We start from the raw sequence: 16,941 nt of genomic DNA on the forward strand, positions 1-16,941 counted from the left end.
GTGCCTTGGATCCGGCCCGCCGGCCGGGAACCGGACCAACCAAGGCAGAAATATGCCTTGGATCCGGCCCGCCGGCCGGGAACCGGACCAACCAAGGCAGAAATGTGCCTTGGATCCGGCCCGCCGGCCGGGAACCGGGCCATCCAAGGCAGAAATGTGCCTTGGATTCGGCCCGCCGGCCGGGAACCGGGCCAACCAAGGCAGAAATGTGCCTTGGATCCGGCCCGCCGGCCGGGAACCGGACCAACCAAGGCAGAAATGTGCCTTGGATCCGGCCCGCCGGCCGGGAACCGGACCTTTTTTGCGATCGGGATGGGAATCTGCGGCTCTCCCGGCTCCCCGGCCAAACAATCAATAGCCGTCGGTGCGGTGGCCGAAACGGTCGGCCAGCTCCTGGCCCTGGCGCATCGACTCGTTGCCGAGATGCTCCGGCGCCGCCGCTTCGGCGCGGGCGAGCGCCTCGGCGACGCGCTTGCCGTAGTCGGCGTCGGCTTCCTTGAAGTAGCCGATCATCTTGTCGCGGACGACCGGACGGCACATCTTGAGCGCATCGACGAGGTTTTTGACCAGCTCGTCCCGCTCCCACGGCTCGAACTTGCGATACGTATCCCCCGCCTGGCCGAAATCGTTCGTCCGTCCGATCTTCTCGCGCACGAGCCTCGCATCGTACGCCGGCTCGTGCTCGGCGCCGGATGGACGGGCTTCCGTCAGCCCGCCCAGGCTGGACGGCTCGTAGTTGACATGCGGGTTCTGCCCGGGCGCGAGGTCGACTTTGTATTCCATTTGGCCGTCGCGCTGGTTCGTGGCGACCGGAGCCTTCGGCGCGTTGATCGGCAGCTGCAGGTAGTTCGTGCCGACGCGGTAGCGCTGCGTGTCCGAGTAGGAGAAGGTGCGGCCCTGCAGCAGCTTGTCGTCGGAGAAGTCCAGGCCGTCGACGAGCACGCCGGTGCCGAACGCCGCCTGCTCAACCTCGGCGAAGTAGTTTTCCGGATTGCGGTTCAGCGTCATCTTGCCGACCGGCAGGAACGGGAACTTTTCCTGCGGCCACAGCTTCGTCGGGTCGAGCGGATCGAAGTCGAGCTCGGGATGCTCGCCGTCCTCGAGAATCTGCACGTTCAGCTCCCACTCCGGATAGTCGCCGCGGTCGATCGCCTCGTACAGGTCCTGCGTCGCATGGCTCGTATTTTTCGCCTGGATCGCCTCGGCCTCGTCCTGCGTCAGGTTTTTGATCCCCTGCTTCAGCGGCTCCCAGTGGTACTTCACGAGATAGCCGACGCCATCCTGGTTGACCCACTTGTACGTATTCACGCCCGAGCCCTGCATCTGCCGGTAGTTGGCCGGGATGCCCCAGGGGGAGAACAGGAACGTCACCATATGCGTCGCTTCCGGCGAGTTGGAGAGGAAGTCGAACATGCGCTCCGGATCGTTCAGGTTCGTCACCGGATCGGGCTTGAACGAATGCACCATGTCGGGGAACTTGAGCGGGTCGCGGATGAAAAAGATCTTGAGGTTGTTGCCGACGAGATCCCAGTTGCCGTCCTCGGTGTAGAACTTGACGGCAAAGCCGCGCGGATCGCGCAGCGTCTCCGGCGAATGTCCGCCGTGCACGACCGTGGAGAAGCGGACGAATACCGGCGTCTGCTTGCCTTTTTCCTGGAACAGCTTGGCCCGCGTGTACTTGGAGACCGGCTCGCTGCCGACCGTGCCGTAGGCCTCGAAGACGCCGTAGGCGCCTGCTCCGCGCGCATGCACGACGCGCTCCGGCACGCGCTCGCGGTCGAAATGCGAGATCTTTTCGATGAAATGGTAGTTCTCCAAGGTCGACGGACCGCGGTCTCCGACCGTGCGGATGTTCTGGTTGTCCGTAATCGGGTGGCCCTGCCGGTTCGTCAGCGTCCGATCGGCTTCGCTGCCCTGCTTGTTCGGGTCCAAATGGCCCACATCCTTTCTTTGCCTGTTTGCTCCCGGTTTATTTTGGCAAAGAAAGGTTAATTTATGCGAGCGGGATCAAAATGGCGGCTGGCTCGATTTGGTGTGGACATGCCATGCGTTTTTCGATAAATTTGTATTCTGTATTTTGTATTTTACTTAGCGAACGGTCGGAGGACATCATGATGGACAAACAACCAAAGGAAACCGCTTTGGGACAAAGCAAAAAAGCCGAGCGCTTCACGTCGTCCGGCTTCATCCTGGCGGCGATCGGCAGCTCGGTCGGGCTCGGAAACATGTGGAAATTCCCGTATATTACGGGCTTGTACGGAGGAGCGGCGTTTTTCCTGCTGTTCATCGTCTGCCTGATCCTCGTCGGGCTGCCGGTGCTGCTCGCCGAGATGACGATCGGCCGGGGCGGACGCGGCAACGCCGCCAGCTCCTTTTACAACCTGACCGGCAACAAGCAGTGGAAATGGTTCGGCTTCATGTCCGTCGTGACGGCGTTCCTGATCATCTCCTACTATGGCGTCGTCGCTGGCTGGACGCTCCAGTACACGGTCGACTCCGTCATCGGCTCGCTCGGCAAGGGCACGAACTTCGACCAGCACTTCATCGACTTCGCGGCAGGCGGCTGGCCTGTGTTCTGGCAGCTCGTCGTCATGATCGTCTGCGGCATCATCGTTGGCAAGGGCATCTCGGGCGGGATCGAGAAGTTCAACAAGATCCTCATCCCCGGCTTCCTGATCATCCTGCTCGTGCTGATGGTCCGCGCGCTGACGCTGCCGGGAGCGGCGGAGGGCGTCGACTTCTTCCTGAAGCCCGACTTCTCCGTGCTGACCGGCGAGTCGGCGCTGATCGCGCTCGGCCATGCGTTCTTCTCGCTGTCGCTCGGCATGGGCTGCATGCTCACCTACGGCTCCTACGTGCAAAAGGAGCAGTCGCTCGGCAAGGCGACCGTCGCGATCGGCGTCGGCGACCTCGGCTACGCGCTGATCGCGGGCCTGATCATCTTCCCGACGATCTTCTCCTACGGCATCGAGCCGCAGAAAGGCGTGGGCCTGGCTTTCATGGCGCTGCCCGCCTCGTTCTCGCAGATGCCGCTCGGCTCGTTGTTCGGCGGCCTGTTCTTCCTTCTGCTGGCGATCGCGGCGCTCACCTCGGCCGTCTCGATCCTCGAGGTGCCGGTCGCCTATGCGATGCACTATTGGAAATGGTCGCGCCGCAAGGCGGCGGCGATCATCGCCGCGGTCAGCTTCCTGCTCGGCGTTCCCGCCGGGCTGTCCGTCGCCGGTCCGCTCAGCGGCTGGACGCCCTTCGGCAAGTCGATCTTCGACTGGTTCGACTTCACGACCGCCTATGTGCTCATGCCGCTCGGCGGCCTCGCCGTGACGCTGTTCACCGGCTACGCGTGGAAGCGTGCCGGCGAAGAGGCCGGCCTGACCGGCTTCTGGTACCGGGCCTGGATGTTCTGCCTGCGTTATGTCGCGCCGCTGCTCATCCTGGCGGTGCTCCTGTATTCGATCTTCGTCAAGCCGGTCTGAGCCGGTTCAAATGCCAAAAAGCGGCTTCGCTCCTGTCCGGTCCGGACAGGCGGCGAAGCCGCTTTATTTTCGGCTGCGGAGCGAAGAGGCGCCGCGGGCGGTGCCGCCGCTCGGGGAGCGCGTTTACGCCTCGCCGGCCTTGACGCGGGCGAGGAAGCCTTCCGCGGCTTGCCAGGCCGCGCCGCGCACGGCCGAGCCGTCGCCGAGCTCGGCGAAGCGGACCCGCGCCTGGCGGCGGTGGAACGGCAGCGCGCGCGCCTGCACCTCGCGCTGCACGGCCGGCTCCAGCCAGCGGGCCGCCATGCTGAGGCGGCTGCCGATGAGCACGGCCTCGGGATTGAACACGTTGATGATCGTGGCGATGCCGATGCCGAGGTACGAGCCGATCTCGTCCCAGATGCGCAGCGCCTCGGGATGTCCCTGCTCGGCGAGCTGCGCGAGCTCCTCGAGGCTGCCGCAGCCGATCGCGGCGGCGGCCTCGAGCGCCGCCTGCTCGGAGGCGAAGCGCTCCCAGCAGCCGCGGTTGCCGCAGCGGCAGGCGGGACCGTCGAATTGGATGGACAGATGCCCGAGCTCGCCGGAGAAGCCGGACGCGCCGCGGTACAGCTGGCCGTCCAGCACGAGGCCGGTGCCGATGCCCATGCCCGCGCTCACATAGACGAGATGGCGGATGCCGGCGGCGGCTCCGAAGATGCGCTCGCCTTGGGCGCCGAAGTTGGCCTCGTTGTCGGCATGCACCGGCACGCCGAACCGCTCCTCCAGCCGGCGCGCGACCTCAGTCGGCTCCCAGTCCATATGCGGCGCGAGCAGCAGCGAGCCGGCGCCGTCGACGATGCCCGGCAGGCCGATGCCGATGCCGACGACGCCGTAGGGCTGCGGAGGCTGCTTCGGCAGCAGCTCCTCGATGAAGCCGATCAGCTGCTCCATGACGCTGCGGCCGCCGGCGGCCTCCATCGGCCGCCGCAGCTCGGCCAGCACTTCGCCGCGCAGGTCGGCGCGCACGCCCATCAGATAGGTGGCGCCGACGTCGATGCCGATCGCGCAGCCGGCCGAGGCGCGGAACTCCAGCATGACGGGCTTGCGGCCGCCGCTTGAGGCGCCTTGGCCCGTCTCGGTCAGCAAGCCGCGGTCGAGCAGGTCCTGCACGAGCGACGATACGGTCGCCTTGTTGAGGCCGGTGCCGGCCGAGATCGCGGCGCGCGAGAGCGGCTCGCCCTTCAGCACGGCGTCGAGCGCGATGCCGGTATTGATGCGGCGGATGAGGGCGGGATCGCCGGTCGTCGTTGATTTCATTGCGGTCTCCTTCGGGTCGAAGCGGCTGCAGCCGCTTTTCGTTCTGCACACTACGATACCATGTCCTCGAAAGCATAACATAAAAAACTTGGTTTGTTTAGTAGACAAACGAAGTTATGGGATGGTACTCTACGGATAGAACTCAGTGTAACAGCGTTTACATTCTATCCACTCACTTTAGGGAGGCTATCATTCATGGCTTACTTCAACGGCATCAACCGCATTCAGTTCGAGGGCCGCGACACCGACAATCCGCTCGCGTTCCGCCACTACGATCCGAAGCAGGTCGTGCTCGGCAAGACGATGGAGGAGCATCTGCGCTTCGCCGCCGCTTACTGGCATACGTTCACGGCCGACGGCTCCGACCCGTTCGGCAAGGGCACGGCGGTGCGTCCGTGGGACCGCTTCAGCGGCATGGATCTGGCCAAGGCCCGCGTCGAGGCGAACTTCGAGTTCCTCGAGAAGCTCGATCTGCCGTTCTTCTGCTTCCATGACCGCGACATCGCTCCGGAAGGCGACACGCTGCAGGAAACGAACCGCAATCTCGACGAGATCGTCGCCCTGCTCAAGGACGGCATGAAGACGAGCGGCCGCCGCCTGCTGTGGAATACGGCCAACATGTTCTCGAACCCGCGCTTCACGCACGGAGCCGGAACCGCACCGAGCGCGGACGTGTTCGCCTACGCCGCCGCCCAGGTCAAGAAGGGGCTTGAGGTCGGCAAGGAGCTCGGCGCCGAGAACTACGTGTTCTGGGGCGGCCGCGAGGGCTACGAGACGCTGCTGAACACCGACATGGGCTTCGAGCTCGACAACCTGGCCCGCCTGTACAAGATGGCGATCGACTATGCCCGCGAGATCGGCTTCGACGCGCAGTTCCTGATCGAGCCGAAGCCGAAGGAGCCGTCCAAGCACCAGTACGACTTCGATGCCGCGACGACGCTGGCATTCCTGCAAAAATACGGCCTGCAGGACCACTTCAAGCTGAACCTGGAAGCGAACCATGCGACGCTCGCCGGCCATACGTTCGAGCATGAGATCCGCGTCGCCGCGATCAACGGCGCGCTCGGCTCGCTGGACGCCAACCAGGGCGACCTGCTGCTCGGCTGGGATACCGACGAGTTCCCGACCGACCTGTATGCGACGACGCTGACGATGTACGAGGTGCTCAAGGCCGGCGGCCTCGGGCGCGGCGGCGTCAACTTCGACGCCAAGGTGCGCCGCGGCTCCTACGAGCTGGAAGATCTGTTCCTTGCGCATATCGCCGGCATGGACAGCTTCGCTTGGGGCCTGAAGGCGGCCGCCAAGCTGATCGAGGACCGCGTCATCGACGGCATCGTCGAGGAGCGCTACGCCACGTTCAAGCAAGGCATCGGCGCCGACATCGTCAGCGGCAAGGCGACGCTCGCCTCGCTGGAGCAGTACGCGCTGCAGAACAACCCGATGAACAACCGCTCGGGACGCCTGGAGCAGATCAAGGCGAAGCTCAACGAAGTGATCTACCGTGTCTGAGTTCGTCATCGGCATCGACCTCGGCACGAGCGCGGTCAAGACGCTGCTGGTCGGCAAGGACGGCCGCATCGCCGCCGAGGCCTCGCGCGAGTATCCGCTCTCGAGCCCGCGACCGGGCTGGAGCGAGCAGCGTCCGGAGGATTGGGTCGAGGCGACGCTGTCCGCTCTCGGCGAGCTGTCCGCCGCTCCCGGCCTGCCGCAGGGCTGGACGGTCGAGGGGATCAGCTTTTCCGGGCAGATGCACGGGCTCGTGCTGCTCGGCGACGAGCTGCAGCCGCTGCGTCCGGCGATTCTCTGGAACGACACGCGCACGACGGCCGAGTGCCGCGAGATCGAGCGCGCGCTCGGAACGCGGCTGCTCGACATCACCCGCAATCCGGCGCTGGAGGGCTTCACGCTGCCGAAGCTGCTGTGGGTGCGCAAGCATGAGCCGGAGACGTTCGCTCAGGGGCGCGTCTTCGTCCTGCCCAAGGACTACGTGCGGCTGCGCCTGACCGGCGAGCTGCATATGGATCTGTCCGACGCTGCCGGCACGCTGCTGCTCGACGTGCCGAACCGGCGCTGGAGCCAGGAAGTGCTCGCCGCGCTGGAGCTCGGCGCGGAGCTATGCCCGCCGCTCGTCGAGTCGACCGCTCAGACCGGCACGCTGCTGCCGGAGCTGGCGGAGCGCACGGGCCTCGCCGGTCCGCTGCGCGTATTTGCCGGCGGGGCGGACAATGCCTGCGGCGCGATCGGCGCCGGCATCCTGCAGGAGGGCGAGGCGCTGTGCAGCATCGGCACCTCGGGTGTGCTGCTCTCCTACGAGGGCGAGCAGGACCGCGATTATGGCGGCCGCGTCCATTTCTTCAACCACGGCGCGCCGGGCGCGTTCTACTCGATGGGCGTCACGCTTGGCGCCGGCTACTCGATGAGCTGGTTCAAGCGGCTCATGGGCGGCCTGGACTACGCCGAGCTGCTTGCCGGGACGGGCGATCTGCCGCCCGGCTCCGGCGGGCTGCTGTTCGCGCCGTATCTGGCGGGCGAGCGCACGCCGTATGCGGACGCCGACATCCGCGGCAGCTTCATCGGGCTCGACGGCGGCCATCGCCGCGAGCATCTGGCGCGGGCCGTCATGGAGGGCATCACGTTCTCGCTGAACGACACGCTGACGATCTACCGCGAGGCGGGACGCGACATCCGCTCGATCGTCTCGATCGGCGGCGGCGCGAAAAATCCCGACTGGCTGCAGATCCAGGCGGATCTGTTCGGCCTGCCGGTGACGGCGCTCGAGAACGAGCAAGGCCCCGGCCTCGGGGCGGCGATGCTGGCTGCGGCCGGCTGCGGCTGGTTCCCGGACCTGGCGTCCTGCGCGGCGGCCTTCGTGCGGCGCGGCCGCACGTACGAGCCGCAGCCGGAGGCGGCGGCCGCGTACCGCGAGCTTTATCCGCTGTACCGGCAGGTGTACGAGGCGACGCGCTCGCTCAGCGCCGGCCTCGGCCGGTTCCGCGAGGGACTGGCGCAGGGCTAGATCGTTGTCGGCGGCGGCTGGCCGCGGCTGGTGGATCTGCGGGCTGGCCGGGGCTGGCCGGCGGAGCTGCGCGATGGCCGCAGTTGGCCGGCGGAGCGTCGTATGCTGGCGCAGCGGCGTGCTGCTGCCTCGGTCGATTTGGATGAATGAACAAGCGGGAAGAAGACGGAAACCCTCCGTCTTCTTCCCGCTTTTTTGATGTCAGGGGGGGGGCGGTCGGCAGCGGATCGATGTTCGAAATTGCTCCTCATTCGGCGAACGGACGGTCAGCGGGCGGGCCGATGATCGAGATTACTCCTCGTTCGGCGAATGGGCGGTCAGCGGGCGGATCGAGGACCGAAATTGCCGCTCGTTCGGCAAGTCGGCGTCCGGGGAAGGCTGCACCGGCGTGCGGTTCCGGACCGGGATAGGCTAACGATACAGAGGAGCGCTATTTTGCCTATAATCGTGCTTTCCTGCGGCTAACGATACGGAGAAACGCTATTTACTCAGTGAAGGAGCCAATACGCCTCATTTTGCGTCCATAGCGCTCGTGAGTATCGTTACATTTTCAAAATGCTCGGTTTTGGCCGGATAGCGTCGCGCAGTATCGTTAGTTCTCCAGCCATCCACCACCGGGGCATGTCTCTGCCTTAGCCTTCTGCCGCACCGACAGGTCAGGCGCTCGATGTCGGCGGCGGCGAAACAGCACCCAGCATCCTCGGCGCTACGCTGTTCCGCCGCTCCTCCGATCCGCTGCCCCTCGATTTGCCGCTCTTCTGACCTGCCGGTTCCATCGTTCCGCCGCTCCACCATTCAGCCGCTCCACCATTCAGCCGCTCATAAACTGGCGCGGGGATGGTTACCGTATGGAAGAACGGCCAAAAGCCGGTTCGATTCCGCTTCGAGCAGAGGAGACTAAAGCCATGACTGACCGCCGCTTGCTGTTCCGATTCCACGATGCGGAGTCCGCCTCCGTCGCGGCCGCTACGCTGCTGGAGCTCGGGTATGACGCCGCTGCGCAAGGCGCGCAGGAGGTCGGGCTGTCGCTGCGGGGCAGCGACCTGACGTCGGCGCTGGAGATCGCTTTCGCCCACGGGGGCGAGCTGGACGTGCAGGAGCAGGACGTCATTCCGATCCCGGCCCATCTCGTCAACGAGGATCTTGTCGCTTGGGAGGAGGGCTTCGGCTATGACGGCGCTTCGACCGGCATCTCGACCGGCGCCTCGGACGGAAGCGATCTGCGCAACCGCGACGAAGCGACCGAGGGAGAGTCGGCCTTCCCGGAGCAGGAAGGCTCGCTCAGCTATTTCTCGGGCGACGTGCACGGCTGAAGCGGAGTAAGCCATCGCCGCTAGCAAAAACGGGTCGAGGGCGCATCTGCGCCGCTCGACCCGTTCGTTTTTTAGCGGAGCGGAATCATTCCGATCGGCTCCGCTGCGCCTCGGCGCGGTCCTCCAACGCCTGGAGGGCGGCGCTCAGGCCGGCATGGCGGCCGGTCGTGAACGCAGACGTGATGTTGTAGCCTCCGGTGAAGCCGTGCAGGTCCAGCACCTCCCCGCAGAAATAAAGGCCGTGCACGAGCTTGGAGCCCATCGTTTTCGGATGGATCTCCTTCAGGTTGACGCCGCCGCCCGTGACGAACGCTTCCTCGATGGACAGCGTGCCGTTCACGAGGATGGGCAGCGCTTTGAGCAGCCGCGCGTAGTCCTGCAGCAGCGAGCGGTTCAGGTTGTCGTACGTGACGGCCGGGTCGATCCCGGAGCGCTCCAGCGAAAACTCCGCCATCCGCTCCTGCATGAGCGGCGGCAGCACGTTCTTGAACGCCTTGCGCGGCTCGGCCGCGGCGAGCGCCAGCAGCTCGCCGTACAGCTCGTCCGCCGAGCGGTCGGGGAACAGGTCGGCGGTGATCCGGACTTCCGGAGCGCCGCTTTTTTTGCGCTCCTTGACGACGAATTGGCTGCATCGCAGCGCGGCCGGGCCGGACAGGCCGAAGTGGGTGAAGATCATGTCGCCCTCCTGCTCGGTGAGGCGCTTGTCCTTGGCGCTCCACACCGTCAGGACGACGCCGCGGAGCGACAGCCCCTGCAGCCGGCGATCGCGGATGAAAGGCTCGGCCGACGTCAGCGGCACCTCGGTCGGATACAGCTCCGTCACCGAATGGCCAGCGGCCTCCGCCCAAGGGTAGGCGTCTCCGGTCGAGCCGGTGTGGGGCACCGACTTGCCGCCGGTCGCCACGACGACCGCCGCGGAGCGCAGCTCCTGTCCGTCGCTCAGCCGGACGCCGCGGATGCGTCCGCCCGCGATGAGCAGTCCGGCGGCCTTTTCGTTCAATCGCGTCTCGACGCCGCTCGATCGCACGGAGGCGACGAGCGCGTCGACGACGGTCTTGGCCTTGTCCGACACGGGAAACATGCGCCCGCGGTCCTCTTCCTTGAGCCGGATGCCGAGCGCCTCGAAAAAGCCGATGATCTCGCGGCTGCCGAACTCCGACAGCGCGCTGTGCAGGAACTTGCCGTTGCCCGGGATGTACCGGATCAGCTCTTGCGGCTCCTTGTTGTTGGTGACGTTGCAGCGTCCGCCGCCGGATATGGCCAGCTTGCGTCCGAGCTTGCTGCCCTTGTCGAGCAGCAGCACGCGCGCTCCCTCGCGGCCTGCGGCCGCGGCGGCCATCAGGCCGGACGGCCCTCCTCCGATGATGATGACGTCGAATCTATCCTTGCTTGCCATTCTTGACGCTTCTCTCCTTTTGAGACAATAGGCTACAATCAGTGTATCAAATGCGGAAGCAAAGCGAAAAGGAGCGGATGGCGATGCGGGAGCTGGCGCTTGAGGCGGAGGATGGGGCAAAGCTGCATGGATGGAGCCTGGAGCCGCAGGCAGAGGAGGAGAGCCGGCCGCCGGAGCGGCAGGAGACGGACAGGCGGGCGGCATCGCCCGGTCGCCAGGAGCCTTCGGACGGCTCCAGGGGAACCGGAAAAAATCCAAGCCGCGCCGAGCGGCCGGAGCCGTTTCTCGCAGCGCCGAAGGCATCGCCCAGCCGCGTCAAGCCGCGGGCGGCGGTCTGCCTCGTACACGGCATGGGCGAGCATAGCGGCCGCTACGCCGAGCTCGCGCAGGCGCTGGCGGAGGCGGGCATCGCCGTGCTCGCCTACGACCAGCGCGGCCATGGACGCTCTCCGGGACCGCGCGGGCACGCGGACAGCATGGAGCGGCTGACGGCCGACGCGGCGCGGGCGGTGGCCGAGGCGGCGTGCCTGTGGCCGGATGCGCCGCTGTTCCTGTACGGGCACAGCATGGGCGGAGCGGTCGCGCTCGCGGCCGCTCTCGAGCGCGAGTTGCCGATCGCGGGCCTCATTTTGACGAGCCCCTGGCTCCGCCTCGCCTCGCCGCCATCGCGCGTCTCCGAAGCGGCGGCGTCCTGGATCGGCCGCCTCCGGCCGACCTTTGCCCTGCCGACCGGCATCAAGCAGCGGGACCTGTATCGCCCTGGAGTCCATACGGTGGCGGGCAGCGTCATGGATCGGCTCTGCCATACCCGGATCAGTGTCTCGATGTACCGGGCGGTGACGGCCGCCGGAAAGCGCGCGCTCTCCGACGCCGGCAGGCTGGCCGTGCCGGCGCTGCTGCTGCACGGCACCGAGGATCGGGTGACATCGCTGCGGGCGAGCGAGGAGCTGGCGGACGCGCTCGGTCCGCGCTGTACCTTCCGGCGCTGGGAGAGGGGCTACCACGAGCTGCATCATGACGAGCGCCGGGAGGAAGTGATCGAGACGGTCAAGATGTGGATTTATGCAAACTCTTGATTGTCAAAATTCCCCTCCTGTGCTTTAATCGGAGTTATGCAAGACGGCTCGCAAAGGGGGGAACCTTCTGCGTCAATGTGGGAAAAATTGATACTGCAGGCCTTCGTCTCCTTGTTGCCCGTATTCCTCTATCAGCTATGGATGTATCGGCTGAACCAGGGCCGCAGCTCGATTCCTTTCTTCACCATCGCTTACGGAGCCTCGCTCGCGGCCTGCGTCCTGCTCACCGAGACGACCCGCTTCGGCTTCGACTTGAACCTGTGGTACATTCCTTTCCTCATGGGCTCCCTGTACGGCGGGGTGCCGGGACTGGCGACGATGTCCACGATCTATGCGGCGCTGCGGCTGCCGCAGCTCGACGACGGCGGGGAGACGCTCGGCTTCGTCCTGTTCCTGCTGATCGCCGTGCCGGTGCTGCTGCTGACGATCCGGCCGTTCCAGCTCGCGCGGCTCAAGGAAAAGTACAAGATCCTGCTCTTGCTGTTGACGGTCGGGGGAGCTTATCACGCGTTTCTTTATGCCGGCTATATCCGGCAGTTCGAGCCGGATCGCCTCGCCTCGGCCGCAGGCGATATCGCCGTCATCGCGTTCATCAGCTACATCGCCGTATCGCTGACGCTGTATACGATCCACCAGGTCATCCAGCATTACCAGCTGCAGCATCAGCTGCGGCGGATGTCTTCCAATTATATGAACGAGGTCCACAAGCTCCAGCAGTTCATCGACCAGATGGCGATGGGCACGATGGGGACGGTGCTCGTGGACGCGGACGGCAGGATCTCGCATCTCAACGACGCGGCTATCCGCCTCAGCGGCCAGGCGCTGAAGGGCCGCAGCAAGCTGGAGTTCGCCGGCATGCCGTACGAACGGTTCTTCCGCAGCCAGGAGCCGTTCAAGCAGCTGTTCGACGAAGCGATGAAGGGCAGCATGTCTCCGTCGACGATACTCGTCGAGGGCGAGCGCTCCTACCTGACGACGGCGTTCCCGATCCGCAACCTGCAGGCCGGCATCGTGACGGGAGCGGCGATGGTCGTGCAGGACGTCACCGAGCTGACCCAGCTCAGGGACGAGCTCGGACGGATGGAAAGGCTGAGCCTTGTCGGCCAGATGGCCGCCAGCATCACGCATGAGATCCGCAATCCGATGGCCGTCATCCGCGGCTTCGTGCAGCTGATGCGCGAGCGCAGCCCGGACAGCCAGCAGGAGTATTTCCGCATCGTCATCGACGAGCTGGACCGGGCGAACGCCATCATCAACGACTTCCTCTCGCTGGCGCAGAACCGCGTCATCTCCAAGGAGCAGGGCTCTCTCCACGACATTGTCCAGGAGCTGCTGCCGCTGCTGTGGGCCGACGCCAACCTGCGCGGACAGTCGATCGAGCTGAGCCTCGCCGACGAGATTCCGACGCTTGAGCTCAACGGCAAGGAAATCAAGCAGCTCGTCCTCAATCTGGCCCGCAACGGCATGGAGGCGATGGGGGAAAAAGGCGTGCTGCGGATCGCGACCCGCTTCAGCGGCTCGGCCGTGGAGCTGTCGGTGGAGGATGACGGAGAAGGCATCCCGCCGGACAAGCTCGCCCGCCTGTTCGAGCCGTTCTATACGACCAAGGCGCGCGGAACGGGCCTCGGCCTGCCGCTTTGCCTGAGCATCGCGGAGCGCCACAACGGCCGCATCGACGTCGATTCGGAGCCGGGCCGGGGCACCGTGTTCAAGGTCGTCTTCGACAGTCCCGTCCGGGACGGGCTCCGCCTGCGCGGGCCGGACGCCGGCTAGCTCCGCTCCGGGGCATAGTCCGCTGCCGCGAACGGCATACTAGCCCCATAGCGGCAGCAAGCGGCCGCGTCCATAACCGACAGGAGCTGAACGCATACGATGGCCAATCCGAGCAACGACTCCAAGGAGCAGCAAAAGCAGGAGCAGCAGGCGGGGCGCAAAACAGCCGCGCCGGGATCGCCCGGCTACGACAAGAAGCTGGACGGACCGAACCGTCCCTCGATCTGATGGCGGACGATCCCCGTCTGGATCCGTTCGAGATCGACTTCCTGCCCCGCTTCCGCAGCGGCAGAGGGCCGCGGGAGCCGTTTGTGAACCGGTACGGGGTGACGATCGGCGACCACGAATACGCCTCGCCGCAGTCGCCGCTCGAGCAGTGGTCGGAGGAGACCGATCCGGCTGTCATGGCCGGCGACGAGTGGGTGCATCCGTACAAGGACATCGGCTTCCAGACCGCGCAGAACCGCGCCTTATTCGAGCAGGGCGAGGCGCCGGAGCCCGGTCCGCTCCAGCATCCCGAGCATTCGGCCGAAAGCGGCGTCAAGCCGCCGCAGGAGCCTTGAGCTTCGCCGCGCCGCCCGTTCCCGCGCAGGAATGAGGCGGCTTTTTTAGCGGCCGGCCGGACTGGCCGCCGCCGGCCGGAGCGGGCGGCGTTTCCCTGGCGCCGGCAATCGGGTATAATAGCGGGGATAATGCCAATTCCATTTCCCCGAAAGGTGTGGGTTTCAAATGTCGATGTCTTTTGAGCGATACATGTTTGATATGGTGCAGCCGATGAGGGACGAGCTGACGCGCCTCGGCATCCAGGAGCTGCGCACTCCGGAGGAGGTCGAGGAGAAGCTGCCGACGGCCAAGGGCACGGCGCTCGTCGTCGTCAACTCCGTCTGCGGCTGCGCCGCGGGACAATGCCGTCCAGGCGTCGCCGACGCGCTGGGCCATGACATCACGCCGGATCATCTGTACACAGTGTTCGCCGGCCAGGACAAGGAAGCGACGGCCAAAGCCCGCGAATACTTCGCGCCGTATCCGCCGTCCTCTCCTTCCATCGCGCTGATGAAGGACGGCGAGCTCGTGCACTTCATCGAGCGCCATCAGATCGAGAACCGCTCCGCGGCGGACATCTCGGCCGAGCTGACGAGCGCGTTCGACCGCTACTGCCGCTGATCGTCCCGCCGATTTTCGAAGGAGGAACAAAGCCATGAGCATGCAGCAGGAAATCATAGCCGCGCTCGGCGTCAAGCCGAGCATCGATCCGGAGCAGGAAATCCGCCGCAGGGTGGACTTCCTCAAGGAGTATGTCGTCGGCGCCGGCGCTTCGGGCCTGCTGATCGCGATCAGCGGCGGCATCGACAGCGCCGTGGCCGCCGGCCTGTGCAAGCGCGCGACGGACGAGCTGACGCAGGAGAAGGGCCGCGAGTACATGACGCTTGGCGTATTCCAGCCTTACGGCGAGCAGTCGGACATCGCGCACAGCTATGAGGTCGCCGAGGCGTTCGAGCTCAAGCACCGCGTCGAGACGAACATCGCCGAGGCGGTGGACGAGATCGCGCTCGAGGTCGAGCACGCCCTCAAGTCGATCGGCTTGTCCCGCCATGTGAACCGGGGCGTCAAGGGCAACATCAAGGCGCGCACGCGGATGGTGACCCAGTATGCGCTGGCCGGCGAGCTTAATCTGCTCGTCGTCGGCACCGACCACGCGTCCGAGGCGGTCACCGGCTTCTACACCAAATGGGGCGATGGAGCGGTCGACATCACTCCGCTCAGCACGCTCAACAAGCATCAGGTGCGCCAGCTGGCCGCCGCGCTCGGCGTGCCGCGGAGCGTCCAGGACAAGGCTCCGACGGCCGGCCTCTGGGAAGGCCAGACCGACGAGGGCGAGCTCGGCATCAAGTACGACGACAACAGCGCCTATCTGGAAGGCCGCGAGATTCCGGAAGCCGCGCGCGAGCTGCTGGAGAAGCAGTACGTCAAGACGATGCACAAGCGCGCCCCGATTCCGGGCATCTGAGGCACGTCCGATGATCGCCGGCATCGGCCATGATCTATGCGACATCGGCCGCGTGGAGCGGATGCTCGCAGGCGAGGCCGGAGCGAAATTCCTCCGCCGCATTCTGACCGACGAGGAGCTGGAGCTTGCCGCCGGCCTTGCGGGGCGCAGGCTGGCGGAGTTCGCCGCCGGCCGCTTCGCCGCCAAGGAAGCGGCCGTCAAGGCGCTCGGCTGCGGCATCGGAGCGAGCGCCGGCTTCCGCGACGTCTCGATCCTGCGCGCGCCGTCGGGCAAGCCGGTCTGCCGGCTCTCCGCCCGCTCCGCGGCCGCCCTCGGGCTCGGCCCTTCGGCGGCGCTGCATGTCAGCATCACGCATGAGCGGCAGCTCGCTTCGGCTGTTGTCGTTCTGGAGACCTAATGAATACCTTCGATCCCTTGACCCTGGACGCTTCGGCGCCCAGGGTTTTTTCGCATCATTTGAACCAATTTAAGTCAATTAAATTAAAATTTATGGGATTCGACAGTTTTTTCATCGCCAACTTGCTAGGATTCATTTAATCCGATGCGAAAAAGGGGGAACTCTGCAGCACGGGGAAGATCTGACACCGACAGAGGAGGCAGCGATGAGGAGAAGGGAAGCAGGAATACGCGCGATACGCAAGCCGCTCAAGCCCTGGTGCACCGTCGACGACTTCGACAGGAACCCGGCGGACAAGCAGGAACGGGAGAGGCCCGGAGAACAGAAGGAAAAGACGGATTTGGGCCCGCATGCCAAGCATGCGGAGGCAATCCGGAAGCTGGCCGGAGAGATCGAGAAGCTGACGCTCGTCAAGCCGCATCTGTTCCTCTATGCGGATGAAGCGGGCGTCGTGCGCCATATCCAAGGCGAAAGCCGGCTGACGTCCCGGCTGGGGGAGGCCGGACTGCGCGCCGGGGCCAGCCTGGCGCGGGAGCAGGCGGGCCGCAATGCGGTAGCGCTGGCTATGGCGACCGGCCGGCTGTCCGTCGTCGAAGGGCTGGAGCATGACAAGCGGGCCTTCGGGGCGTTGTCCTGGATCTGCTCGCCGCTGCGGCGGGAGGCTCGGACCAGCGGATACGTGGCGCTCGGCAGCCCGCCGAGCGGCGAGCTTGCGTTCCGCGTGCCGCTGCTGCAGCAGCTGGCGCGCTCCGTAGAGGGGCGGACGGAGCGTGCGGCGTCCGATCCGGACACGGTCCAAAAGCGGCTGGAGGAGCATCGGCTGACCTTCCGCGAAATGCAGGTCGCCGGCGACTGGCTGGAGGGGCTGACCGTGGAGGAGATCGCGGAGCGGCTCGGCATTGCCGAGCAGACGGTGCGGACGTTCATCAAAAAAATATATGCAAAGACCGGCGTGAACCATAAAGGGGAGTTCTTCATCCGGTTTTTGAAGCGATAGGCTCTTGCCCCGCCTGGAAGCGCGGGCAATCGGCTCCTACAATACCCAATTTAGGGCATATGACGATGCGGCCGTTTTGACTATGATGGACGCAGTTTCCCCATCCTTTTACATCAGCAGGCAAGAGCCGCGCCCAAACGCGCGCGCAATCGGCCGAAATCGGCGGACATCCGCCTATCGGGAAGGAGCTGAAGGCTAG

15 protein-coding genes are annotated in these 16,941 nt (G+C 65.6%); 12 read left to right on the forward strand and 3 right to left on the reverse strand.

Annotation, left to right across the window (positions count from 1 at the left end; all coding sequences use genetic code 11):
• Nucleotides 1-351 precede the first annotated feature (351 nt).
• Nucleotides 352-1,941, reverse strand: a complete 1,590-nt coding sequence (locus GE073_RS05810; RefSeq protein WP_153783009.1) for a catalase — start codon at nt 1,939-1,941, stop codon at nt 352-354.
• Nucleotides 1,942-2,114: 173 nt separating this feature from the next.
• On the opposite strand from GE073_RS05810, the gene GE073_RS05815 reads away from it, so the two are divergent.
• A complete protein-coding gene (locus tag GE073_RS05815; RefSeq protein WP_043111003.1) occupies nt 2,115-3,473 on the forward strand; it encodes a sodium-dependent transporter in 1,359 nt (452 codons plus the stop codon).
• Nucleotides 3,474-3,596: 123 nt separating this feature from the next.
• On the opposite strand, the gene GE073_RS05820 is transcribed toward GE073_RS05815, so the two are convergent.
• Nucleotides 3,597-4,766: an ROK family transcriptional regulator gene (locus GE073_RS05820; RefSeq protein WP_153783010.1), complete on the reverse strand. Its 1,170-nt coding sequence runs from the start codon at nt 4,764-4,766 to the stop codon at nt 3,597-3,599.
• Nucleotides 4,767-4,961: 195 nt separating this feature from the next.
• Between GE073_RS05820 and xylA the strand changes: the two genes are divergently transcribed.
• The 3 genes from xylA (at nt 4,962) to GE073_RS05835 (ending at nt 9,095) form a co-directional block, all read left to right on the forward strand.
• Nucleotides 4,962-6,275 (forward strand): xylose isomerase, encoded by a 1,314-nt coding sequence (xylA, locus tag GE073_RS05825; protein ID WP_153783011.1) that lies wholly within the window; start codon nt 4,962-4,964, stop codon nt 6,273-6,275.
• Nucleotides 6,268-7,782, forward strand: coding sequence for a xylulokinase (gene xylB / locus GE073_RS05830; protein WP_153783012.1), 1,515 nt, complete (start codon nt 6,268-6,270; stop codon nt 7,780-7,782). The genes xylA and xylB overlap by 8 nt, the downstream gene beginning before the upstream one ends.
• 905 nt (nt 7,783-8,687) lie before the next feature.
• Nucleotides 8,688-9,095: a hypothetical protein gene (locus tag GE073_RS05835; protein WP_052333016.1), complete on the forward strand. Its 408-nt coding sequence runs from the start codon at nt 8,688-8,690 to the stop codon at nt 9,093-9,095.
• Between the two features lie 85 nt (nt 9,096-9,180).
• Here GE073_RS05835 and GE073_RS05840 read toward each other — a convergent pair whose 3' ends face one another.
• Nucleotides 9,181-10,491, reverse strand: a complete 1,311-nt coding sequence (locus GE073_RS05840; RefSeq protein ID WP_153783013.1) for a BaiN/RdsA family NAD(P)/FAD-dependent oxidoreductase — start codon at nt 10,489-10,491, stop codon at nt 9,181-9,183.
• 83 nt (nt 10,492-10,574) lie between these two features.
• Here GE073_RS05840 and GE073_RS05845 point away from each other — a divergent pair, with 83 nt between their 5' ends.
• The 8 genes from GE073_RS05845 to GE073_RS05875 all read left to right on the forward strand — a co-directional run bounded on the left by GE073_RS05845 (nt 10,575) and on the right by GE073_RS05875 (nt 16,742).
• A complete protein-coding gene (locus GE073_RS05845; RefSeq protein WP_228551308.1) occupies nt 10,575-11,567 on the forward strand; it encodes an alpha/beta hydrolase in 993 nt (330 codons plus the stop codon).
• 75 nt (nt 11,568-11,642) lie between these two features.
• Nucleotides 11,643-13,340, forward strand: a complete 1,698-nt coding sequence (locus GE073_RS05850) for a two-component system sensor histidine kinase NtrB (RefSeq protein ID WP_052333018.1) — start codon at nt 11,643-11,645, stop codon at nt 13,338-13,340.
• 99 nt (nt 13,341-13,439) lie between these two features.
• A complete protein-coding gene (locus tag GE073_RS25765) occupies nt 13,440-13,568 on the forward strand; it encodes a hypothetical protein (RefSeq protein ID WP_255309712.1) in 129 nt (42 codons plus the stop codon).
• Nucleotides 13,568-13,903: a DUF3905 domain-containing protein gene (locus tag GE073_RS05855; RefSeq protein WP_153783015.1), complete on the forward strand. Its 336-nt coding sequence runs from the start codon at nt 13,568-13,570 to the stop codon at nt 13,901-13,903. The genes GE073_RS25765 and GE073_RS05855 overlap by 1 nt, the downstream gene beginning before the upstream one ends.
• 166 nt (nt 13,904-14,069) lie before the next feature.
• Nucleotides 14,070-14,504 (forward strand): BrxA/BrxB family bacilliredoxin, encoded by a 435-nt coding sequence (locus GE073_RS05860; RefSeq protein ID WP_028597879.1) that lies wholly within the window; start codon nt 14,070-14,072, stop codon nt 14,502-14,504.
• A gap of 34 nt (nt 14,505-14,538) precedes the next feature.
• A complete protein-coding gene (gene nadE, locus GE073_RS05865; RefSeq protein ID WP_153783016.1) occupies nt 14,539-15,348 on the forward strand; it encodes an ammonia-dependent NAD(+) synthetase in 810 nt (269 codons plus the stop codon).
• Between the two features lie 10 nt (nt 15,349-15,358).
• Nucleotides 15,359-15,745 carry a holo-ACP synthase gene (gene acpS, locus GE073_RS05870; protein WP_028597881.1) on the forward strand — a complete coding sequence of 129 codons (387 nt, stop codon included), beginning with the start codon at nt 15,359-15,361 and terminating at the stop codon, nt 15,743-15,745.
• Between the two features lie 205 nt (nt 15,746-15,950).
• The gene (locus tag GE073_RS05875) at nt 15,951-16,742 is read left to right on the forward strand and encodes a helix-turn-helix transcriptional regulator (protein ID WP_101808661.1); all 792 of its coding nucleotides are present in this window, start codon (nt 15,951-15,953) and stop codon (nt 16,740-16,742) included.
• Nucleotides 16,743-16,941 lie beyond the last annotated feature (199 nt).

Origin of the sequence: Paenibacillus sp. B01, assembly GCF_009649995.1 — a bacterium.
In the GTDB taxonomy this organism is placed as follows: Bacteria; Bacillota; Bacilli; order Paenibacillales; family Paenibacillaceae; genus Paenibacillus_O; species Paenibacillus_O pasadenensis.

Bases quoted from the DNA above. Each gene is read 5' to 3' on its own strand.
- GE073_RS05815 (WP_043111003.1), top strand. From the start codon at position 2,115: ATGGACAAACAACCAAAGGAAACCGCTTTGGGACAAAGCAAAAAAGCC.
- GE073_RS05820 (WP_153783010.1), bottom strand. From the start codon at position 4,766: ATGAAATCAACGACGACCGGCGATCCCGCCCTCATCCGCCGCATCAAT.
- xylA (WP_153783011.1), top strand. From the start codon at position 4,962: ATGGCTTACTTCAACGGCATCAACCGCATTCAGTTCGAGGGCCGCGAC.
- GE073_RS05835 (WP_052333016.1), top strand. From the start codon at position 8,688: ATGACTGACCGCCGCTTGCTGTTCCGATTCCACGATGCGGAGTCCGCC.
- GE073_RS05840 (WP_153783013.1), bottom strand. From the start codon at position 10,491: ATGGCAAGCAAGGATAGATTCGACGTCATCATCATCGGAGGAGGGCCG.
- GE073_RS05845 (WP_228551308.1), top strand. From the start codon at position 10,575: ATGCGGGAGCTGGCGCTTGAGGCGGAGGATGGGGCAAAGCTGCATGGA.
- GE073_RS05850 (WP_052333018.1), top strand. From the start codon at position 11,643: ATGTGGGAAAAATTGATACTGCAGGCCTTCGTCTCCTTGTTGCCCGTA.
- GE073_RS25765 (WP_255309712.1), top strand. From the start codon at position 13,440: ATGGCCAATCCGAGCAACGACTCCAAGGAGCAGCAAAAGCAGGAGCAG.
- GE073_RS05855 (WP_153783015.1), top strand. From the start codon at position 13,568: ATGGCGGACGATCCCCGTCTGGATCCGTTCGAGATCGACTTCCTGCCC.
- GE073_RS05860 (WP_028597879.1), top strand. From the start codon at position 14,070: ATGTCGATGTCTTTTGAGCGATACATGTTTGATATGGTGCAGCCGATG.
- nadE (WP_153783016.1), top strand. From the start codon at position 14,539: ATGAGCATGCAGCAGGAAATCATAGCCGCGCTCGGCGTCAAGCCGAGC.
- acpS (WP_028597881.1), top strand. From the start codon at position 15,359: ATGATCGCCGGCATCGGCCATGATCTATGCGACATCGGCCGCGTGGAG.
- GE073_RS05875 (WP_101808661.1), top strand. From the start codon at position 15,951: ATGAGGAGAAGGGAAGCAGGAATACGCGCGATACGCAAGCCGCTCAAG.